Annotated in this window: 19 protein-coding genes; 8 read left to right on the top strand and 11 right to left on the bottom strand. The window is 67.3% G+C overall.

Annotation, left to right across the window (positions count from 1 at the left end; translation table 11 throughout):
- The 4 genes from DPV74_RS11650 to DPV74_RS11635 form a co-directional block, all read right to left on the bottom strand.
- Positions 1 to 148, bottom strand: a 148-nt coding sequence (locus tag DPV74_RS11650) for an SDR family NAD(P)-dependent oxidoreductase (RefSeq protein WP_119337204.1), incomplete at its 3' end; no start/stop codon positions are given.
- A gap of 7 nt (positions 149 to 155) precedes the next feature.
- Positions 156 to 920 carry an SDR family oxidoreductase gene (locus DPV74_RS11645; RefSeq protein WP_027790057.1) on the bottom strand — a complete coding sequence of 255 codons (765 nt, stop codon included), beginning with the start codon at positions 918 to 920 and terminating at the stop codon, positions 156 to 158.
- 43 nt (positions 921 to 963) lie between these two features.
- The gene (locus tag DPV74_RS11640; RefSeq protein ID WP_060318355.1) at positions 964 to 1995 is read right to left on the bottom strand and encodes a phosphotransferase; all 1032 of its coding nucleotides are present in this window, start codon (positions 1993 to 1995) and stop codon (positions 964 to 966) included.
- Between the two features lie 19 nt (positions 1996 to 2014).
- On the bottom strand, positions 2015 to 2689 hold the full coding sequence (locus tag DPV74_RS11635; protein WP_119337203.1) for a histidine phosphatase family protein: 675 nt from the start codon (positions 2687 to 2689) through the stop codon (positions 2015 to 2017).
- A gap of 200 nt (positions 2690 to 2889) precedes the next feature.
- Between DPV74_RS11635 and DPV74_RS11630 the strand changes: the two genes are divergently transcribed.
- The 3 genes from DPV74_RS11630 to DPV74_RS11620 all read left to right on the top strand — a co-directional run bounded on the left by DPV74_RS11630 (position 2890) and on the right by DPV74_RS11620 (position 5068).
- A complete protein-coding gene (locus DPV74_RS11630) occupies positions 2890 to 3045 on the top strand; it encodes a DUF3309 family protein (RefSeq protein ID WP_081066121.1) in 156 nt (51 codons plus the stop codon).
- A gap of 203 nt (positions 3046 to 3248) precedes the next feature.
- Positions 3249 to 3980 carry a response regulator gene (locus DPV74_RS11625; protein ID WP_027790060.1) on the top strand — a complete coding sequence of 244 codons (732 nt, stop codon included), beginning with the start codon at positions 3249 to 3251 and terminating at the stop codon, positions 3978 to 3980.
- A 2-nt stretch (positions 3981 to 3982) separates the two neighbouring features.
- The gene (locus DPV74_RS11620) at positions 3983 to 5068 is read left to right on the top strand and encodes an ATP-binding protein (RefSeq protein WP_060172416.1); all 1086 of its coding nucleotides are present in this window, start codon (positions 3983 to 3985) and stop codon (positions 5066 to 5068) included.
- A gap of 34 nt (positions 5069 to 5102) precedes the next feature.
- On the opposite strand, the gene DPV74_RS11615 is transcribed toward DPV74_RS11620, so the two are convergent.
- Positions 5103 to 5795 (bottom strand): hypothetical protein, encoded by a 693-nt coding sequence (locus tag DPV74_RS11615; RefSeq protein ID WP_119337207.1) that lies wholly within the window; start codon positions 5793 to 5795, stop codon positions 5103 to 5105.
- Positions 5796 to 6012: 217 nt separating this feature from the next.
- Here DPV74_RS11615 and DPV74_RS11610 point away from each other — a divergent pair, with 217 nt between their 5' ends.
- On the top strand, positions 6013 to 7035 hold the full coding sequence (locus DPV74_RS11610; protein WP_119337202.1) for a MerR family transcriptional regulator: 1023 nt from the start codon (positions 6013 to 6015) through the stop codon (positions 7033 to 7035).
- Between the two features lie 7 nt (positions 7036 to 7042).
- Here DPV74_RS11610 and DPV74_RS11605 read toward each other — a convergent pair whose 3' ends face one another.
- From DPV74_RS11605 to DPV74_RS11595, 3 genes are all read right to left on the bottom strand, one after another.
- Complete coding sequence (locus tag DPV74_RS11605; RefSeq protein WP_091924822.1) at positions 7043 to 7858, bottom strand: carboxylesterase; 816 nt, start codon at positions 7856 to 7858, stop codon at positions 7043 to 7045.
- A 13-nt stretch (positions 7859 to 7871) separates the two neighbouring features.
- Positions 7872 to 9164: an MASE1 domain-containing protein gene (locus DPV74_RS11600; RefSeq protein ID WP_027790065.1), complete on the bottom strand. Its 1293-nt coding sequence runs from the start codon at positions 9162 to 9164 to the stop codon at positions 7872 to 7874.
- Between the two features lie 295 nt (positions 9165 to 9459).
- On the bottom strand, positions 9460 to 9960 hold the full coding sequence (locus tag DPV74_RS11595) for a lipocalin-like domain-containing protein (RefSeq protein WP_119337201.1): 501 nt from the start codon (positions 9958 to 9960) through the stop codon (positions 9460 to 9462).
- A 174-nt stretch (positions 9961 to 10134) separates the two neighbouring features.
- Between DPV74_RS11595 and DPV74_RS11590 the strand changes: the two genes are divergently transcribed.
- Both DPV74_RS11590 and DPV74_RS11585 read left to right on the top strand, forming a co-directional pair.
- The gene (locus DPV74_RS11590) at positions 10135 to 11040 is read left to right on the top strand and encodes a LysR substrate-binding domain-containing protein (protein ID WP_034195988.1); all 906 of its coding nucleotides are present in this window, start codon (positions 10135 to 10137) and stop codon (positions 11038 to 11040) included.
- A 130-nt stretch (positions 11041 to 11170) separates the two neighbouring features.
- Positions 11171 to 11608 (top strand): N-acetyltransferase, encoded by a 438-nt coding sequence (locus DPV74_RS11585; protein WP_119337206.1) that lies wholly within the window; start codon positions 11171 to 11173, stop codon positions 11606 to 11608.
- Between the two features lie 25 nt (positions 11609 to 11633).
- Here the strand turns inward: DPV74_RS11585 and DPV74_RS11580 are convergent, their stop codons facing one another.
- The 3 genes from DPV74_RS11580 to DPV74_RS11570 all read right to left on the bottom strand — a co-directional run bounded on the left by DPV74_RS11580 (position 11634) and on the right by DPV74_RS11570 (position 16594).
- Positions 11634 to 12473 (bottom strand): peptidyl-prolyl cis-trans isomerase, encoded by an 840-nt coding sequence (locus DPV74_RS11580; RefSeq protein WP_060057830.1) that lies wholly within the window; start codon positions 12471 to 12473, stop codon positions 11634 to 11636.
- Between the two features lie 341 nt (positions 12474 to 12814).
- Positions 12815 to 14749, bottom strand: coding sequence for an SMP-30/gluconolactonase/LRE family protein (locus DPV74_RS11575; protein WP_119337200.1), 1935 nt, complete (start codon positions 14747 to 14749; stop codon positions 12815 to 12817).
- A gap of 540 nt (positions 14750 to 15289) precedes the next feature.
- Positions 15290 to 16594 (bottom strand): dicarboxylate/amino acid:cation symporter, encoded by a 1305-nt coding sequence (locus tag DPV74_RS11570; RefSeq protein ID WP_060083017.1) that lies wholly within the window; start codon positions 16592 to 16594, stop codon positions 15290 to 15292.
- Between the two features lie 638 nt (positions 16595 to 17232).
- Between DPV74_RS11570 and DPV74_RS11565 the strand changes: the two genes are divergently transcribed.
- On the top strand, positions 17233 to 18378 hold the full coding sequence (locus DPV74_RS11565; protein ID WP_119337199.1) for a glycosyltransferase: 1146 nt from the start codon (positions 17233 to 17235) through the stop codon (positions 18376 to 18378).
- On the top strand, positions 18378 to 18944 hold the full coding sequence (locus DPV74_RS11560; RefSeq protein WP_226113248.1) for a hypothetical protein: 567 nt from the start codon (positions 18378 to 18380) through the stop codon (positions 18942 to 18944). Before DPV74_RS11565 ends, DPV74_RS11560 begins: the two co-directional genes overlap by 1 nt.
- Positions 18945 to 18950 lie beyond the last annotated feature (6 nt).

Raw genomic sequence — 18950 nt, 5'->3', positions numbered from 1 at the left:
CGGCCACGCGTTCGAGCGCCTCGCCGTTCAGGTCGCCGAGCGCCAGCCGCGCGCCCATCGCGGCGAGCTCGCTCGCGAGCAACGCGCCGAAGCCGCTCGCGGCGCCGGTGATCATCACGGCCTGGCCGGCGTAGCTGTCGATCTTCATCGCGCGCTCAGATCGTCAGGCCGCCGTCGACGACGATGCATTCGCCGTTCGTGTAGCTCGCCGCGTCCGACACGAGGTACAGCACGGTGCCGGCCATTTCGCGCGGTTCCGCGTGGCGGCGCAGCGGGATCTTCGCCTTCCACGTCTCGTAGATGTCCTTGTCGGCGAACAGCGCGCCCGCGAACTTCGTCTTCGTGAGCCCCGGCAGCAGCGCGTTCACGCGGATGCCGAACGGCCCGCATTCCTTCGCGAACGCCTTCGTCATGTTGACGACGGCCGCCTTCGTGATCGAGTAGATGCCCTGCCGGTCGCCCGGCTGCAGCGCATTCACCGACGCCGTGTTGACGATCGCGCCGCCGCCGTGTTCCTTCATCAGCTTGCCGGCCTCGACCGACATGAAGAAGTAGCCGCGGATGTTCACATCGACCGTCTTGTCGTAAGCGGCGAGATCGGTATCGAGGATGTGCCCGAAATACGGGTTCGCGGCCGCGTTGTTCACGAGGATGTCGAGCCGCCCGTGCTTGCCGCGGATATGCTCGAACGTCGCGGCGATGTCTTCCAGGCGCCCGACGTGGCAGGCCAGCGCCTCGGCGCGGCCGCCCGCCGCGACGATCGCGTCGGCCACGGCCTGGCAGTCGTCGAGCTTGCGGCTCGACACGATCACGTGCGCGCCCTGCTCCGCGAGCAGTTTCGCGATTTCCTCGCCGATGCCGCGGCTCGCGCCCGTCACCAGTGCGATCTTGCCCGTCAGGTCGAACAGATTCGTTGCCATGTTGCTGTGCTCCTCCATTGATGTGGTGTCGTGCCCGGCGATGTCAGCGCTGCGCGTCGATCACGCCGACGGCCATCTCGGCGAGACGCCCGGCCATCGCGCCGACGCGCAGCGCCTGCTCGCTCGATGCGTTGCCCTGCAGCGCGCGCGCCTTCACGCCCTGCGCGATCGCCGCGAGCCGGAAGAAACTGAATGCGAGGTAGAAATGCCAGTCGCGGATCGGCTCGATGCCGCGCAGCTCGCAATAACGCGCAACGATCGCCGCTTCGTCGGGAATGCCGAGTTCCGCGCGATCCTGGCCCGCGAGCCCGCGCACCTGCCCGCCCGACGGCAGCCGCAGGCACATGCAGAAGTACGCGAGATCCGCGAGCGGGTTGCCGAGCGTCGACAGTTCCCAGTCGAGCACGGCCTGCACGCGATAGCTGTCACGCGCGAACATCAGGTTGTCGATCCGGAAATCGCCATGCACCAGCGTCGGCCGGCCCGTGTCGGCCGGGCACGCCTTCGGCAGCCAGTCGATCAGCGTCTCCATCGCGTCGAGGCGCTCCGTTTCCGCCGCGCGGTACTGCTTCGTCCAGACGCCGATCTGGCGCTCGAAGTAGTTGCCGGGGCGGCCGTAGTCGGCGAGGCCCACCGCGTCGACATCGACGTCGTGCAACGCGGCCATCGTCTGCAGCAAGGCGTCGTAGCACACCGCGCGATCGGCCTTCGGCAGTTCCGGCAGCGCGGGATCCCAGAAGATCCGGCCGTCCTCGAAGCTCATCACGTAGAACAGGCTGCCGATCACGTCGCGGTCTTCGCAGAGGTGATACGGATGCGCGACCGGCACCGCGGTGCCCGACAGCGCGCTCAGCACGCGGAATTCGCGGTCGACCGCGTGCGCGGATTTCAGCAGTTCGCCCGGCGGCTGGCGGCGCAGCACGTAGCGGCCGCTCTTCGCATGCAGCAGGAAAGTCGGATTCGACTGGCCGCCGGCAAACTTCTCCGTGTCGACCGGGCCTTCGAAACCCGGCACGTGCGCTTCCAGATAGCGCGTGAGGCGGGCTACGTCGAGTTGCTGGGTAGGGTTCGTCATCGTCGCGATCGTTCGTGGGTCAGCCGTAGGTTCGCAGCGCGTGTCGTTCGGGATCCTCCAGATGCGGGATGCCGTTGAACGACGCGAGGTGGAATGCATCGGCGTTGAAGAAAAACTGCGAAAGGCTGCTGTTGCGGATCTGCAGGTTCAGCGCGATCGCGCTCGACGGCGGGGCGGCCAGCACCTGCTGCACGGTGACCGCGATCGGGCCGCCGGAGCTCACCGTCAGCACACGCTGGCCGCCGCCGTGGCGGATGGCCGCGCGGGCATCGGCCACGCGCTGCTGGAAGTGCGCCCAGGTCTCGGGGGCCGAATCGCCGAGCTTGTCTTCCGACCAGAGCTGCAGCACCTGCCGCAGCGCGCGGAAATGCTCCTTCATCGAGCCGGCCGCGAGGCGGGCGATGTCCGGGTAGTCGTGCGCGGCGGCGGCGAACAGGCCGTGGAAGTCGTATTCGTTCAGGCCGGGATGGCGGTCGATCTCCGCGCCCTCGCGGCCCATCCCGCGCAGGATCGCGTCGACCGTCTGCGCGTGGCGGTTCATCGTGCCGCAGATCACGCGGTCGAACGCCAGGCCTTGCTGCGCAAAGTATTCGCCGAGCCAGACGCCCTGCTGCTCGCCCGCCGGGGAAAGCCGGTCGTAGTCGTCCGTGCCGAAGGACGCCTGCCCGTGCCGTACCAGAAAAAGTTCAGCCATCGCATGCCCGCCAGATCAGAAGGATTCAGCATAGGGGGCGGGGATGCATTTTCAAACTTTATTTTCTGAATCGGCGGGTATTCATCGGGTGAATTTCAGGCATTCCAACCGTGCGCTTGCGCCGCCTTTCGGCCGCCCCCGCCGCGGCACACGAATTGCGGCGGGAGGCACCGTCCATTCACGACGTCAGGAGGGGTGCGATGCTCGGTACGATCCTCATCATCATTCTGATTCTGCTGCTCATCGGGGCGTTTCCGGCGTGGCCGCACAGCCGAAGCTGGGGCTACTGGCCGTCGGGCTCGGTCGGGTTGATCGTCATCATCGTCGTGATACTCGTGCTGCTGGGTCACATCTGAGTCCGACGACGCGTGCCGGACCGGCACGCGTCGCCGGATGCCGGCGCCGTAGCTTCTTTACAAACGCAGGCAAGGGCGGGACATCCGTCGGCCGGGCGCGAATCGCGTCGCGCCGCGCTGTCCCCCGCCTCCGTTCGATTGCGCCGGCCGTGCGGTAGTATGGCGACCTGACGGAACCCCCTGATGGATCTGAACGAGTGGCCATGCCCGAATTTTCTTCATCGCCCGGCGCCGGCCAGAACGCCCAGGCGCTCGTCCTCATCGCCGAAGACGAACCCGAGATCGCCGAGATCCTGACCGCCTATCTCGCGCGCGGCGGCCTGCGCACCGTACACGCCGCCGACGGCCGCCGCGCACTGGAGCTGCACCTGCAGCTCAAGCCCGACCTCGTGCTGCTCGACGTGCAGATGCCGCACGTCGACGGCTGGAAGGTGCTCGCCGAAATCCGTCATCGCGGCGACACGCCCGTCATCATGCTGACCGCGCTCGACCAGGACATCGACAAGCTCACCGGCCTGCGCATCGGCGCCGACGACTACGTGGTGAAGCCGTTCAATCCCGCCGAAGTCGTGGCGCGCGCGCAGGCGGTGCTGCGCCGCTCGATGGCCGGCGCGCGCCAGGAAGAACAGCGCGTGCTGCGGGTCGCGCCGTTCGAGATCGATCTCGAACACCACGAAGCCACGCTCGAAGTGGGCAGCGAACGGCACACGCTCGTCCTGACGCTCACCGAATTCAAGCTGCTCGCGCAACTCGCGCGCGCGCCGCGGCGCGTGTTCAGCCGCGCCGAGCTGATGGCCACCTGCCTGCCGGAAGGCGACGCGCTGGAACGCACGGTGGACAGCCACGTCAGCAAGCTGCGCAAGAAGCTGGACGACCTCGGCGTGCAGGGTGTGCCGGTCAGCGTGCGCGGCGTCGGCTACAAGCTCTGGAGCTGAGCATGAAGCTCGACGGCCTGAGCCGGCAGATCGCGCTGACCATGGCAGGCATGGTGTTCGGCGTGACCGTGCTGATGGTGCTCACCGCCACCGTCTTCTACTACATCGCGTTCAATTACTGGCCCGCGCATTTCAACACGAAGAACCTGCTGCCGACCGGGCCGGAATGGGCCTGGCTGATCGCGACCACGGCGGTCGGCCTCGCGCTGTCGGTCGCGGTCGCGGTCAATCTCGCGCGCCGCATCCTCGTGCCACTCAATTCGGTCACCGAAAGCATTCGCCGCGTCGCGCGCGGCGATCTCGACGCACGCGCCGTCGCGGGCGACCGTTCGCTGCACGAAGCCGCGTTGCTCGCCGACAACTTCAACGCGCTCGCCAGCGAGCTGCAGCGCGTGACCAACGAGCAGGCGCTCTGGAACGCGGCGATCGCGCACGAGCTGCGCACGCCCGTCACGGTGCTGCGCGGGCGCCTGCAGGGGCTCGCCGAAGGCGTGTTCACCCCCGACGAAGCGCAGTTCCGCAGCCTGCTCGGGCAGGTCGAAGGGCTGACGCGGCTGATCGAGGATCTGCGCGTGGTCAGCCTCGCGGACAGCGGCCACCTGAGCATCGAGATCCGCGACACCGATCTCGCGTCGGATGCGCGTGCGGTGGTCGACATGTTCGAGCCGGCGCTGCGGGCCGCCGGCCAGCATCCGGTGCTCGATCTCGACACGCGGCGCATGCGTTGCGACCCGGTGCGCATCCGCCAGGCGCTGCTGGCGCTGCTGGAAAACGCGCGGCGCCATGCGGTGCCCGGCGCGATCCGCATCCAGACGCGCATCGAACAAGGGATGTGCCGGTTGCGCGTCGGAGACGACGGCCCCGGCATCCCGGCCGATTTCGCGCCGCACGTGTTCAAGGCCTTCCGGCGCGCCGACGACACGCAGCCGGGCGGCAGCGGCCTCGGGCTCGCCGTCGTCGCGGCGATCGCCCATGCGCATCATGGCGAAGCTGTCTGCATGCCGAGCCGCACGGGCGGCACGCTGTTCGAAGTGCAGTGGCCCGACAACCTCACGCCGGCGCCGGAACACGCGCGCTTTCCGGCCTGAGGCATCGCCTTTACGGCCGACCTGGCGCCCGCCTTTACCGCGCCCCGTGCGGTTCGCGCCCGACCTGTTCGAGCGGCGGGTTGAACCCGAGCACCGTGTACTCCAGCACGGACACCGTCCCTTGCCCGGCCGCGCCCTGCACGACGACCGCGCGCACCGCGCCGGCCCGGTCGAATTTCAGGCGGGTGCCGACGGTCGCGTTGCGCAGCGCCTCCAGTTCCTCGATCCGCGCGATCGCCAGCTTGCGCACCGCGCCGGACACGTACACCGGCAGGAACACCAGCGCGATGAAGATCGACACGGCATCCTTCGATACGCTGTCCAGCACCGCCTGACCCGACATCACGAGCGACAGCGACGTCGCGGCGACGAAGATCGCGAGCACGGTCGCGCCCACGCCGAGCGACGAGAACCGCTCGGCCGCCTTCTTCATGCGTGCCTTCACGAGCGCGCGCGTGGTCGCGGACGGCACCAGCCATTCGCGCTGCGCGCCATGGTATCCGGCGAAACCGAGGAACAGCGTCGCGACCGCGCTGATGCCGATGCTGGTGTACAGCGCATCGAAGATCATGCAGAGGAATTCGAGCACGAACACGATCACCGGCGGCCACAGCAGCAGCCGGAACGAATAGCCGTCGCGGCCGTGCCCGCGAATCCACCATTTCACCGGCGCAAGCTGCCAGAAGCGGCTCTCCTGGTGCAGCGAAAGTTCTTCGTTGTCGGTCAATTTCCCACCTGTCGGATCCTGCGCCGTGTCGGCGCCGGCCGTGAATCGGCCCGGCCGCATTCTCCCAGATGCGCGGCGCGGCGAGAAAGGGGCCGCCGCCGGCCTCCGATTTCCGGCCGACACCTTGTGTGCATCGCACATGCACGCTCGCTTGACCCGGCCCTTGGGATCGCCTTTATGCTGAGCGCAACGAATCGACAGCAAGGAGAGGTGACGGATGAGCACGTCCACGCCCCGTTTGAACGCGTCGGCCGCCGCCGCGCGGCTCGGTGTCTCGATCAAGGCGCTGCGGCTGTACGAGCGGCACGGCCTCGTCACGCCGGAACGCACGCCGGCCGGATACCGTGCGTACGGCCCGGACGATCTCGCCCGCGCGGCCGACATCGCCGCGCTGCGCGCACTCGGCCTCGGTCTCGCGCAGGTGGCGAGCGTGCTCGACGGCGACGCGCGCAGCCTGGACGACGCACTGGCCGCTCACGAAGCGGCGCTGGATCACGGGATTCAGGATCTCGTGCGCAAGGTCGATCGGGTACACGCAATCCGCGCCGGCCTCGCGCGCGGCCGGATGCCGGCCGACGGCGAACTGGCCCGGCTCGTCGACGACAGCAGCGACGGCGTGGCATTCAGCCTGCCGTGGCCGTGGGGCGGCGAGTGGTTCGAGTGTCGCGACATCCGGCCGCTGAACTACATCATCGGCCCGCTCGGCAGCGGCAAGACGCGGCTGGCGCTCCGGCTCGCCGACGCGCTACCCGGCGCCGCGTTCGTCGGCCTCGACCGGCTGGAACACGACGGTGCGGCGGCGCGCGACGTGCTGCGCACCGATCCTGCGTTGAAGTCGCGCGTCGACCGTGCATCGGCAGCGCTCGTCGCCCGAGGCGCGACGCCGTCGGCGGCGCTGACCGCGCTGCTCGTCGCCCTCGAAGCCGAAGGCCCGCGCACACGGGTCGTCGACATGATCGAACAGGATCTCGATCGCCCCACGCAACAGGCACTGATTGCCCGTCTGCGCGAACAGGCCGCCGCCGGGATGCGGCCGCTGTTCCTGCTGACGCGTTCGTCGGCGATCCTCGACCTGTCGGCGGTCGGCCCGCATGAAGCGATCATCCTGTGCCCGGCCAATCACAGTCCGCCTTCGCGCGTGGCGCCTTACCCGGGCTCACCCGGCTACGAAGCGGTTGCCACGTGTCTTGCGTCGCCCGAGATCCGGGCGCGGATCGCGCATCCCCCGGAAGCGGCGTAAGCGTTCGTCACGGCGCCATCCGCCCCATCCTGCGCGCCATCGCCGGGCTGACCGCATGCACCGGATCGAACCCGAAGAATTCGAGCACGTGGCGCGCGACGTCGTCGCGATCGTTGTCCGCGCAGATCATGTGGTAGCTGTTCTCCAGCACGATCCCGCGCGCGTCGGGCATCTTCGCGAGCAGGAAATCGGCCGAGCGCAGGCTCGTCAGCTCGTCCTCGCGCGCATGCAGCACGAGCGTCGCGCACGGCGTGCCGGCTGCCGCCTCGTGCGCCCAGTCGCGCATCCGGTCGACCTGGCGCACGCACGCGAGCGGCACCCACGCATAGTGGAAACTGTCCTCGCGCTCGAACTTCTTCTTCACGATCGCGCGGATCGTCGCGTTCTTGATGCCGAACGGATCGCCTTCCTCGACGCGCATCCGCTCCGCGACACCCGGCACGCGATACAGCACATGCCGCAGCGCCCGGTACCACGGCGTCGACCAGCCGTCGATGAACACCGGCGTGGCCAGCAGCGCGAGCCGGCCGCGCGCATGCTGCACGCGATGGCACAGCAGCAGTGCGACCAGCGCGCCCATGCACATGCCCGCGACATGCACGGTGTCGTACTCGTTCTCCAGCGCGCGATACTGCTCGGTCACCGCGTCGAGCCATGCCTCCGCGCGCACGCCGACCAGATCCTCGGGGCGCGTGCCGTGCCCCGGCAGCGTGATCATGTGCGTATCGCCGCCCGCGCGCCGCACCGCCTTGTGCAGCGAACCGAGATCGTATTGCGTGCCGCCGAGCCCGTGGATCAGCAGGACGCCCGTGCGGCCCGTCATGACGCGTCCCCGCTCATTCGTCCGCTGGCCACACGCGCTCGAGCTGCCAGACGCCTGCCACCACCGTCACGTCGACATTCGAGTCGAGCAACGGTGCGCCGTGATCGGTGATCGTCTGCGTGCCGCCGTCGCGCTGCACGATACGCAGCGACAGCGACGCACGATCCTCGCCGGCGATCTCCGCGTTCCAGTAGTCGCTCAACGCATCGCGGTCGCCCGGCTGCACACGTTCGAGCACGAGCGACACGCTCGCGATCTGCGCCGCGTCGACGCCGACACCGAACACGCGCTCGACGTCGCCGCTCCACTCGATCCGCCCCGATTCCGGATCGAGCACGTACGCGATCTGGCCGGCGCTCGCGAGCGCGAGTTCCATGTTGTTCTGCAGGACCGCCGCATGCTCGTGCACGCGCTCGCGCGTCGTCTTCAGCGTGCTCACCGTCAGCACCAGCAGCGACGCGACCGCCAGGTAAAGCTGCGCCTCGAGCAGCGAACTGCCGTAGTGCTCATGGAACGACGCGAACGGGCCGTCGCCCTGCGCGGTCTGCTCGATCACGATCAGCGCGAGCACCAGCACCGACGACGAACCCGCGCGGCCGCCGAGCAGCAGCGTCACCGCGACGGTCAGGAACAGCGGGATATACGTCAGCGCAAAGCCGGCGCCCGTGCCGAATTTCTTCGACGTGTCGCCGTCGAAGATCACGAGTGCGCCGATCACGAGCAGCGCGAACGCGACGATGCCGAGTACCAGGTCGAAGCGCTCGTGGTCGCCCGAGCGGTGCGCGCGAAAGCGCGACCATGACGCGAGTACCGGCGTGACCAGCAGCACGCCGACGAAATCGGACGCGGCCCACACCGACCACACGTCGAGGAACGGCGCGCCCTTGACCGCCGTGTACCACGCCGCGCCGCCGATCGCGCCGATCACGCCCGCGATCAGGCCGGCGAGGATCACCGAGCGCAGGAAATACAGCCCTTCGAGCGAGAACCGCACGCGCTGGACGAGCCACACCGCGAGCGCGGCGGCGCCGACCTCGTCCACCGTGAACAGCACCGCGTTGACCAGACTGCCGTGTTCGATGCCGGTCAGCGCGAGCTGCCCGGCCAGGAACGCGCCGGCCAGCGTCAGCCATTCGCGCATCGGCCGCAGCATGAACGCGCCGACCGTCACGCCGGCCGGCAGCCAGATGTAGCCCGTCAGCCGGACGGGGCCGTTGAACTCGTGCGAGATATAGCCGGTCGCGAGATACAGCGCCGCCCAGAGCAGCGCGGCGACGAGGCCCGGCCGCGATCGTTTGGTGTCCATCGAGAATCCCTGTGTGCTGCGCCGTGCAGGCAGACGCACCGCCGCGTCGGAAGCGGCGGCGCCTGCGGCCGGCAGGTGCGCGATGTGCGCATGATATGCGGACAGGGCTGACGGAGGAATACCGGTGGGGGAGGCACGGGAAGCCGCGGCCTCTGATCCGGCTCGCCGGGCCGGCGGCGGCGGCTTGCGCGGGCCAGCGGAAACAGCGTGTGGCGCCGGCTACCCGGCGCGTGCCGGAACGGCCGCGATCACGGCCTCACGGCCGCATGCATCACGGATCGAACGGCCTCCCGGTTCAATCCTTTCGCCGCCACACCGAGATCGGAATGTCGCCGTTGGCACGCGGCGGAACGCGGTAGCTCAGCTCGCCGTCCTTCAATTGATAGGTGCGCGTCTGCGTTTGCCCGGCCCAGTTCGGGTACGACGCATTGCTGATGTGAAACGCCAGCGTGTGGTTCGCGGGATCGACGCTCAGCGTGCCGTAGTGGGTACTCGAGCCGAGCACGGCGTCACGGAATTCCTCCGGCGTGCCGGTCGCCTTGTCGTTCGACGCGAAGCGCGGGCGTTCCGACTTGAAGATCTGCAGCGAGTAGTTCCCGCGCGCGTCGATCAGCAGCAGGCCCGTCGGATCGGCACCGTAGTCGCGGCCGATCGTGCCGTCGGGATGTTGTACGTCCGCCGCGACCAGCGTCCACGTCCCCGCGAGCGACGGCGCGGCCGATGCGTCACCGGGAATCATCGACGCGGCCAGCAGCATGCCGGGAAAGCCTTGGCGGAATATCGAGCCGATTTTCATTCAATGTCCTTGTCGGAAAGAAGGGAAGCAACCTCACGGACATCCGCAGCCGCGTATCCAGCCGCGTATCGCGCGCATCCCCGTGAACCGAAACGACCGGTTCACTTGATGGTAGCGACGGGAATACGCAATAAATACGATAATTCGAAACTGACTTATAAGAAAAACCGAATCATGACGCTTCCGAATCTCGACATGGATGCGCTGCGCACGCTGATTGCCGCGGATCGGCTCGGCAGCCTCAACCGCGCCGCCGACCGGATCGGCCGCTCGCAGTCGGCGGTCAGCCAGCAGATGCGCAAGCTCGAAACGCAGATCGGCCAGCCGCTGTTTCGCCGCCAGGGGCGCGGCCTCGTGCCGACCGAAGCCGGCGAACTGATGCTGTCCTATGCGCGCCGCATCCTCGAACTGAACGACGAGGCGGTCGGCGCGATCCGCGGCGCGGCGATCGACGGCGCCGTGCGATTCGGGCTGCCCGGCGATTTCGCCGAAGCGTGGCTGCCCGTCGCGCTCGGCCGGTTCAAGCGCACGCATCCGGGCGTGCGCGTCGACATCGTCGTCGACGGCAACGGCGCGTTGCTCGACCGGCTCGATGGCGGCGAACTCGACATCGTGCTCGCGATGGGGCGCGGGCATCGCGCCGACGCCGAACACCTGGTCACGCTGCCGATGGCGTGGATCGGGCCGCAAGGCATCGACGTGCGTCCGCGTGCCGGCGCACCGCTCGATCTTGCGCTGTACAAGCCGCCGTGCCTGTTCCGCAAGGCGGGTACCGACGCGCTCGACAAGGCCGGCATCCCGTGGCGGCTCGCCTACACGACCGGCAGCCTGCAAAGCCTGTGGGCCGGCGTCGCCGGCGGCCTGGGCATTACATCGAGAACGATGGCGGGTGTGCCGCCGGCGCTGCGGCAGCTCGGCGAGCGCGACGGCCTGCCGCCGCTGCCGTCTGTCGACGTGTGCCTCCATGCGGGCGGAGGCGATGCGCCTTCGGCGCTCGTGAGCCTGAAGCGCGTCGTGATCGACACGCTGATCGCCAATCTCGCCGATGTGCACCCGCACTCGGGCCGGCGCGCCGGATGATCGGCCACGCATGCGCGCCGGGCTCGGCGTTGCGCCCTTTGACCGGCTTCCCGCCATCGCGGATGATGCGCTGCGGGGTTCGACCTTTCCGTCGGCGCTCCCGTCCCGAACGAACGTACGAGTCCGCACGATGACACACGCAATCCACCTGCGCCCGGCATGCGCCGCCGACCTGCCGTTCCTGCTGACCCTGCGTCGGCTCACGATGACCGTGCACCTGCAGCGCGTCGGCGCGCCAACCGACGACGAAGCGCACGACCGGCGCATTCGCGCGAACTTCGACGATGCGATGATCGTCTGCGACGCCGACGACGCAATCGGCTTGCTGAAGGTGACACGCGCCGCCGACGAGTGGCACGTTCACCAGATCCAGATCCTCCCCGATCATCAGGGCCGGGGCATCGGCGAAGCCGTGCTGAACGCATTGCTGGCCGACGCGGCGCGCGCGCACGTGCCGGTATCGCTCAGCGTGCTGCACGGCAACCCGGCGCGGCGGCTTTACGAACGGCTCGGCTTTCGCGTCGCGTCGGCAACCGACACGAGCGCGAGCATGATCTGGCGCGCGTGACGCGCGGCGTTTCGACGCCGCCGCGTTACTGCGTGATCTTCGCGTCCTTCAGCAGGTTGCCGATCATCTGCGCGCTCGCCTTCTCCACGGCGGCCGCCTGCAGTTGCTGCTGCAGCGCCGGCTTCGCGGTCGCGAAACCCGGCACCTGCGTCGGCCGCTTCGCATCCAGCTTCACGATCGCCCGCACGCCGTCGACCGGGATCGAATCCTTCGTCGCGGCGCCGACCGTCAGTTTCTCGAGCGCCTGCGCGACCGGCAGCGGCAAGCCGGACGTCTTGCCTTCCGCCGCCGGCGTGTGGAAGCTCACCCACGGCAACTCGCCGCCGCTGTCGCGGCTCGGCGCGATGCTGTACTGGCGCGCCAGCCCGTCGAACGACTTGCCCGCCTTCAACTCGCTCAGCACCGTCGCGGCCGTCACCGGATCCTGGACGACGATCAGGCGCGGCTTGTACTCGTTCTTGCCGAGCGACGCCACGAGCTCGTCGTAGCGCGCCTTGACCTGCTCGTCGGTCACCGGCTCGGGCTTCACGTTGTCGCGCAGGTAAAGCTGCACTTCGGCATTCGCCTTCGCCTGCTGCACCGCCGCCTTGACCTCGGGCTTGTCGGCGTAGTTCGCCTTCTCGGCGGCCTGCTGGACCAGCACGCGCGTAATCAGCTGATTCTTGATCGCCTGGCGGACCTGCGGCGAATCGGGTTGCCCGGACGCGCGCAGCAACGTGTCGACGTCGGCCTGCGTGATCGGCGTGCCGTTGACCGTCGCAACGGTCGCGGCGGCCGCCGGCGTCTCTGCGTGGACTGGGCCGCTCATCGCGCCGGCCAGGGCGGCGATCAGAAACAGGCGGTTCGGTGTCGTTTTCATCTTCATTGTTTCGTCACTTCGGCATAAAAAACGCGGCATGGGGCATGCCGCGCGAGTTCACCGGCGCTGCAATGCGCCGGCGCAACCCATCAGTCGATCCGGTTCATCGTCGTGGGCACGCGCAGTGCCTGCCGGTGCCGCTGTCATTGTGCCCGGAACCGCTTTTCCGCGTCGTGAGGTTTGGAACGGCCGCCCGGCGGGCGGTGAGGCGCGCGTTGCGCACGCCGCTCATTACGAACGCGTGATGTGGAAATTGCGTGGATACGCGGTGGAAATCCCGCGAAATCGCGATGAATACGGTGAGGCGTTCGCGAGCCCGGCCGCCGGTCGAGGCAGCCGCGCGTTCATCAAGGCGTCCACCGGTACACGGTGATGCTGTTGCCTTTCACGTTGTTCTTCATCACCACGTACTCGCCGTTCGTGCGGCGGTATGCGCGAATGCTGTACATCGCATCGATCGCGCTGCTGGTATCCACGGTCGCGGGGCTCGCGTTGACCAGCGTCGTGTCGAGATTGCCGGTCGTCAGGTTGAACGCGTCGACGTTCGGCCACAGCGGCCCGCTGCTGCTGAACCAGTAGCCGACGAACAGATGGTTGCCCACCGCGTCGATCGATTTCGCGCCGCTGTGCGGCAGCGTGATCACCGGGTCCGGCTTCGTCGTATTGCCCGCGCTCCAGCCGTGATACACCTCGATGCGCGTGCCGATCGACGTCCAGTCGTTGGTCCCGATCGCGCCTTGCGCGAGCACCATCGTGTCGCTGTCCGCGAGATAGACGATGCGCGTGAGCGGCTGGATGCTGTCGGGCACACGGGTCGCGACACCCGGCCCCCACGACGGCTTGCCGCTTGCGTCGAAGCCGGTCAGCGGGTAGTGGGTAATCGCGCCGGTCTTGTCGAGACCAGCCCACACGCCGCCCTTGCTGTCGACGCTGAAGCCGCCCGTCACGCGCCGCGTCGTGTTGAACGCGGGGCCCGGGATCGAGCCGTCCGGAATCGCGACATAGCCGTTCGCCGCGTTGAAGTGGAAGAAGTAGAAGACCGGCGGGTTCTGGCCGGCCGCGACGAGAATCCGGTTCGCGCCCACCGACGTGAGCAGACCGAAATGCTCGTCGCGCTGCGTGTCGTTCATGTCGATGCGCGGATCGGCCGGGTACGTGAACGGATCGACCGTGTTCGCGATGAACCTGCCGCCCGCGCTGCCGCCGTACACGTGCGTGCCGCCGTAGAACAGCGCACCGTCCGTGACCGGGTCCGGCGCGGCGATGCCTTCGAAGTTCAGCGACTGGAGCGTCCACCGCAGGCTGCCGGTGCTGCTGTACGCATGAATGTCGGTCGCGCCGTTGCGGCCGAGATCCCAGCTGCCGCCCCATGGATTGTTGAGCACGTAGAGATTGCCGCCGGTGTCCTTGCCGATCCCGACGATGCGCGTGAAGCGCTGCGCACCGACCTGCCCCTTGATGCCCGTCGTCGTGTCGAGATAGCCGCCGCGCACGCCGAAGGTGCCGGCCAGTGTGGGCCGGCCCGACACCGTATAGCGCTTGATGTTCTGGTCCGGGCCTTCGTCGCCCACCAGCAGCTGCCCGGCCGCCGCATCGAAATACAGCGCCGACGGCTGCGACCCGGACGGCATCCGGATCGTGTTCAGCAGCGCACCGGCCGGGCTGAAGCCGACGATCGAGCCTGCGCGCTTCTGCGCCACCCACACGTTGCCCGCTGCGTCCAGCGCGAGCGCGCCCGGCTCCGATACGCCGATGTCCCGCTGCCACACGCCGTCGGTGGTGAACACGCGCACGCGATTGCCGTAGAAGTCGCTCGCATAAAGCAGCGAGCCGGCCGTCGCGAGCCCGGTGACGACGTCGATGCGCGGCTGGTTGGTGGCCGCGCTAACCTGGATCACGCGGTCGCGATACTTCGTCGAACGGTTGTAGCGCCCCACCGCGCCGCTGCCGTACGTCTTGCCGGGCTGCAGCGCGACGAACAGCGAGGTCGCGTTGCCCGTGATCGCGCTGCCCTGGAACTCCGAATGCGTGCCGATCGAGCCGACGCTCTTGCCGTTCTGGTAAATCGCGACACCGCCTTCGTCCTCGTCCCACATCGACGCCGTATAGATCACGCCTTCAGGCGCGACCCACATCGCACGCGCGACGTTGCCGACGTGGGCGGCAAGCGTGCCGTACGTGTTCGCCAGCCAGTCGGTGGTGTTGCGTGCGTGAACGGGCGGGGTAATCGCGGCGATCGCCGCGGCGAGCAGCGCGGCCTGGAACCGTTGTCTGGCGACCATGACGGATGCACTCCTGAATGGTGCGAACACTCATATGAAGGGCCGGCCGGATGGCTTGAAAGCCGCAATACGTCAATTCTTCCGCTGAAGCATCCGGCGCAGTCGGTATTACGTACGGCATGCGTTCGATCATGCGCAGCGCGAGAATAGCGTTATATAAATCGAAAAAAATTGCGGATCGCGCGCGTCATTGCGCTTTTCGCGGAAACGGCTTCGACGGCATCGCCCGTGGCGCCCCCGCGCGCCGACGGCAAGCGTGACTGCGCGACAGTGAATGGTCACTTGCGCATCGAATCGGGGATCGGGAAATTCAGGCTCGTGCCTGCGGGAATATCGCCGCCGGTTCAGCGACGATCGATTGAAACGGCGAGTGCCTGTTTCGGAGAATCGGGAAAAACCGCCGCATTCAACGCGGATTCATTGCACCCGGCGAATCGCCGGCCTGAATCCATTGCGAATCCAGGCCGGCGATCGTCCGTCACCGCGGGGCAGGCAACGCGCCACTAACGCCGCACTGCTGCACTGCCGCACTGCCACGCATCAAGCCGATGCCGAAGTCTCCGGCACCTTCACCTTCATGACGCGTCCGTTGTCCGGATCGTCGTCGTCGCGCGGGGCATCGAGCTGCCCTTCCCACTTCGCGACCACGGCAGCCGCGATCGAGTTGCCGACGGCGTTGGTGGCCGAGCGCCCCATGTCGAGGAACATGTCGACGCCCATGATCAGCAGCAACCCGGCTTCGGGCATGTTGAACTGGTTGAGCGTCGCCGCGATCACGACCAGCGACGCGCGCGGCACGCCCGCCATCCCCTTCGACGTGACCATCAGCATCAGCAGCATCGTGATCTGCGTGCCCAGCGGCAGATGGATGCCGTACACCTGCGCGATGAACAGCACCGCGAACGTGCAGTACATCATCGAGCCGTCGAGGTTGAACGAATAGCCGATCGGCAGCACGAAGCTCGAGATCTTGCGGTTCACGCCGAAGCGGTCGAGCGCATCCAGCAGCTTCGGATAGGCGGCCTCGGAACTCGCCGTCGCGAACGACAGCAGGAACGGCTCGCGGATCAGCCGGATCAGCGTGAACGCGCGCTTGCCGAGGAACGTCACGCCGGCGAGCGTCAGCACGCCCCACAGCAACGCCAGTGCCAGGTAGAAGCTCGCCATGAACTTCGCGAACGTGAGCAGGATGCCGAGCCCCTGGGTGGTGATCGTCGACGCCAGCGCCGCGAACACCGCGACCGGCGCGAACCACATCACGGCGCCCGTGACCTTCAGCATCACCTGCGCGAGATCGTCGATCACGCCGGTCAGGCGCTTGCCCGATTCGCCGAGCGCCGACAGCGCGGTGCCGAAGAAGATCGAGAAGATGACGATCTGCAGGATTTCGTTGTTCGCCATCGCTTCCGCGATCGACTTCGGCACCAGGTGGACCACGAAATCCTTCAGCGTGAAGGCGCCCGTCTTCAGGTTGAGGGCTGCATCGGATGCCGGCAGCGGCAGGCTCAGGTGGCTGCCCGGTTGCAGGATCGTTGCGGTCAGCAGGCCGAGCAGCAACGACGTAAACGAAGCGATGAAGAACCAGCCGAACGCCTTGACGCCGACGCGCCCTACCGCGCTGCCGTCGCCCATCTGCGCGATGCCGACGGTCAGCGTCGCAAATACCAGCGGCGCGATGATCATCTTGATCAGGCGCAGGAACACGTCGGACAGCAACGACACGTACCCGGCGACTTCCTTCGCCATGGCCGGGTCGGGAAATGCGCTATGGCAGGCGTAACCCACGGCGATACCAAGAATCATCGCGACAACGATGTACTTGGTGATGTTGTGCTTCTTCTTCATTAGTAATCCAAATCACAAAGCGTATGTTGCTAACGGCTGGCTAACTTTCGCGCCCGGCTACGAATCGAAACCCACGTCTCTCTGGGTGCGACGAGTCCGCCTTTGGCGGTCGCCATGGCGGACAGGGGGGGCATTCTAACGCAAATGACCCCGCGGCTTTCAAATCTGAAAGTCAGCCGGCTTGATTTGCGTCCGGATGTCGTCGAAAAATCGGGTTTTGTCGCGATCCTGCCCGCTTCCTGATTGCTTCCTGCTCGCTTCGGGCCTGTTTTTCCGGCCCGGTCGGCGAGGGTAATCGGGCCACGCCACCGTTCGCGCCGGAATCGCCACGGTTCACATGCCATCGACAGGAAACCGCGCCGCCGCGATTCCCCCCTCCCCCACCGCGGCATCGCACGATGTGACGACACTGCAATCGATCGCGACACATCCTCACAAAGATGCGCAGACCTCGACACTACGGCACGTAATGCGTCTGTAATATTTCGAAACGTTTCGCGGCGCCCCATCCGGGCATCGGTGCGCAATCACGCATCGGCAATGCGGAACCGGGTTCGAGTCATTGCTTTCAACACGTTGAGGCATTCATTTTCTCAGCAGTCCTGCCAAATGAATGATCGAGGAAAGGCAGCATCGTGATGAACATTCTGTATACCAACTTCCACGGCGACTACGGCGGCGGCCAGGACACCTACGTCCGCGACCTCGCCGCCGCGATGAGCCGGCACCATCGCGTGACCGTCGCGTCGCCGGAAGGAAGCCGCTTGTCGCGACTGCTGAAGGACAGTCCCGACGTGGCCATCTTCGACATGGAATTCAAGCCGCGCTGGAACCGGCTGTGCCAGGAAATCGTCCGGCTGCGCCAGCGGATCCGCGCCGAGCGCTTCGACATCATCCACGTCAACGGGTCCGCCGATCACCGGCAGGTGATGCTCGCGCTGCTCGGCTGCCGGTACCGGCCCGCGGTCGTGCTCACCAAGCACAACACCTATCGCGCCGACAGCTTCGGCAACATGCTGCGCGCCCGGCTGGCAACCGACCACACCATCGCGGTCAGCGACTACGTGGCGAGCATGCTTGCGCTCCGGTCGCCGTACGGCAACGTCACGGTCGTCAAGCACGGCGTGCGCCGGCAGGCCGCGGAACAGCTGGCCGGCGACGAAATCCGCCGCCGCAAGATCGCGCTGTTCGGGCCGTCCGGCGCGGATGCGATCGTGCTGGGCAGCAGCGCCGGCACCGCGCCCGAGAAAGGCTGGATGGACCTGATCGCGGCGCTGGGCCGCTTGCCCGAACACGAGCGCGAGCGGTTTCGCGTGCTGCTGGTCGGCGCGGAACCGTCCGGCGAGCAACGCGAGCAGATCGAGCGGCACCACATGGCGTCGCGCACCGCTTTCACCGGGCGCCTCGACGATGTGCGCGCGCCGTTCTTGATCATCGACGTGTCGTTCGTGCTGTCGTACCACGAGAGCCTGTCGTATGCGTGCCGCGAGGCGATGTCGCTCGGCTGCCCCGCGATCGTGACGCGCGTAGGCGGGCTGCCCGAGAACGTCGAGCCGGGCGTGGACGGCTGGGTCGTCCCGCCGCGCGAGCCCGAGGCGATCGAGGCCATCCTGCGCGCGATCGTGCGCGAGCCCGCGTGCGTGCGGGCGATGGGACGCAGCGCGCGGCTGAAGGGCAAGCGCGAGTTCTCGTTCGACCGGTTCGTCGATGCGACGTTGTCCGTCTATCAGAAATCGATTCGACACAACCCCTATCGTTGGGTGACATCCATGAGGTCCGTTTAATGGCAATGAACATCTGGAAGAAGTACTGGGACCTGCGCACGCAGGAGTGCCCGTGCGACGTGCACTTCGTCGAATGGCTGGAATCCGCTCGTCTCAACGGCATCCGCATCTATCACTTCGGCACCGGCGGCCACCACCACGTCGGCGTGGAATGCGCCCGGCCGCACCTGAACAACACCGTCTTCGGCGTGACGGCGTCGCCGAAGGAATACAAGTCGTACGTCGATCTCGTCACGCGGCAACCGGAGGTGAGCAAGACCTATCTGGCCTATTTCGGCGACATCTATACGAGCAATACGGACCTGCTGCCGGCGTTCGACGTCGTCACGCTGTTCCATCTGTGCGAATTCCGCGACGAAACGAACAGCCGCTACGGCGCGAAGACCGACGCCGAAGTGCTCGACCTGTTCGCACGCCATACCGCGCGCGACGGCCACCTGCTGTTCTACAAGGGCTCGTCGGCGTACCGGAAGGCCGAGCCGATCATCGAGCAATGGGCGGCGAATGCCGATTTCACCGAAGTCGGCGACTTCAAGACCCTGCGGATTTTCCGCAAGGCCGCGTAACTCCCC

The sequence above is a fragment of the Burkholderia sp. HAN2018 genome (assembly GCF_024704855.1).
Lineage (GTDB): Bacteria > Pseudomonadota > Gammaproteobacteria > Burkholderiales > Burkholderiaceae > Burkholderia > Burkholderia cepacia.
The sequence above is the reverse complement of the archived record's forward strand: the minus strand, read 5'-3'. Positions and strand labels throughout refer to the sequence as shown.

Excerpts from the sequence above, each read along its gene's own strand:
- DPV74_RS11645 (WP_027790057.1), bottom strand. The coding sequence starts at position 920 with ATGGCAACGAATCTGTTCGACCTGACGGGCAAGATCGCACTGGTGACG.
- DPV74_RS11635 (WP_119337203.1), bottom strand. The coding sequence starts at position 2,689 with ATGGCTGAACTTTTTCTGGTACGGCACGGGCAGGCGTCCTTCGGCACG.
- DPV74_RS11630 (WP_081066121.1), top strand. The coding sequence starts at position 2,890 with ATGCTCGGTACGATCCTCATCATCATTCTGATTCTGCTGCTCATCGGG.
- DPV74_RS11595 (WP_119337201.1), bottom strand. The coding sequence starts at position 9,960 with ATGAAAATCGGCTCGATATTCCGCCAAGGCTTTCCCGGCATGCTGCTG.
- DPV74_RS11600 (WP_027790065.1), bottom strand. The coding sequence starts at position 9,164 with ATGGACACCAAACGATCGCGGCCGGGCCTCGTCGCCGCGCTGCTCTGG.
- DPV74_RS11570 (WP_060083017.1), bottom strand. The coding sequence starts at position 16,594 with ATGAAGAAGAAGCACAACATCACCAAGTACATCGTTGTCGCGATGATT.
- DPV74_RS11625 (WP_027790060.1), top strand. The coding sequence starts at position 3,249 with ATGCCCGAATTTTCTTCATCGCCCGGCGCCGGCCAGAACGCCCAGGCG.
- DPV74_RS11580 (WP_060057830.1), bottom strand. The coding sequence starts at position 12,473 with ATGAAGATGAAAACGACACCGAACCGCCTGTTTCTGATCGCCGCCCTG.
- DPV74_RS11575 (WP_119337200.1), bottom strand. The coding sequence starts at position 14,749 with ATGGTCGCCAGACAACGGTTCCAGGCCGCGCTGCTCGCCGCGGCGATC.
- DPV74_RS11585 (WP_119337206.1), top strand. The coding sequence starts at position 11,171 with ATGACACACGCAATCCACCTGCGCCCGGCATGCGCCGCCGACCTGCCG.
- DPV74_RS11565 (WP_119337199.1), top strand. The coding sequence starts at position 17,233 with ATGAACATTCTGTATACCAACTTCCACGGCGACTACGGCGGCGGCCAG.
- DPV74_RS11560 (WP_226113248.1), top strand. The coding sequence starts at position 18,378 with ATGGCAATGAACATCTGGAAGAAGTACTGGGACCTGCGCACGCAGGAG.
- DPV74_RS11610 (WP_119337202.1), top strand. The coding sequence starts at position 6,013 with ATGAGCACGTCCACGCCCCGTTTGAACGCGTCGGCCGCCGCCGCGCGG.
- DPV74_RS11620 (WP_060172416.1), top strand. The coding sequence starts at position 3,983 with ATGAAGCTCGACGGCCTGAGCCGGCAGATCGCGCTGACCATGGCAGGC.
- DPV74_RS11590 (WP_034195988.1), top strand. The coding sequence starts at position 10,135 with ATGACGCTTCCGAATCTCGACATGGATGCGCTGCGCACGCTGATTGCC.
- DPV74_RS11605 (WP_091924822.1), bottom strand. The coding sequence starts at position 7,858 with ATGACGGGCCGCACGGGCGTCCTGCTGATCCACGGGCTCGGCGGCACG.
- DPV74_RS11640 (WP_060318355.1), bottom strand. The coding sequence starts at position 1,995 with ATGACGAACCCTACCCAGCAACTCGACGTAGCCCGCCTCACGCGCTAT.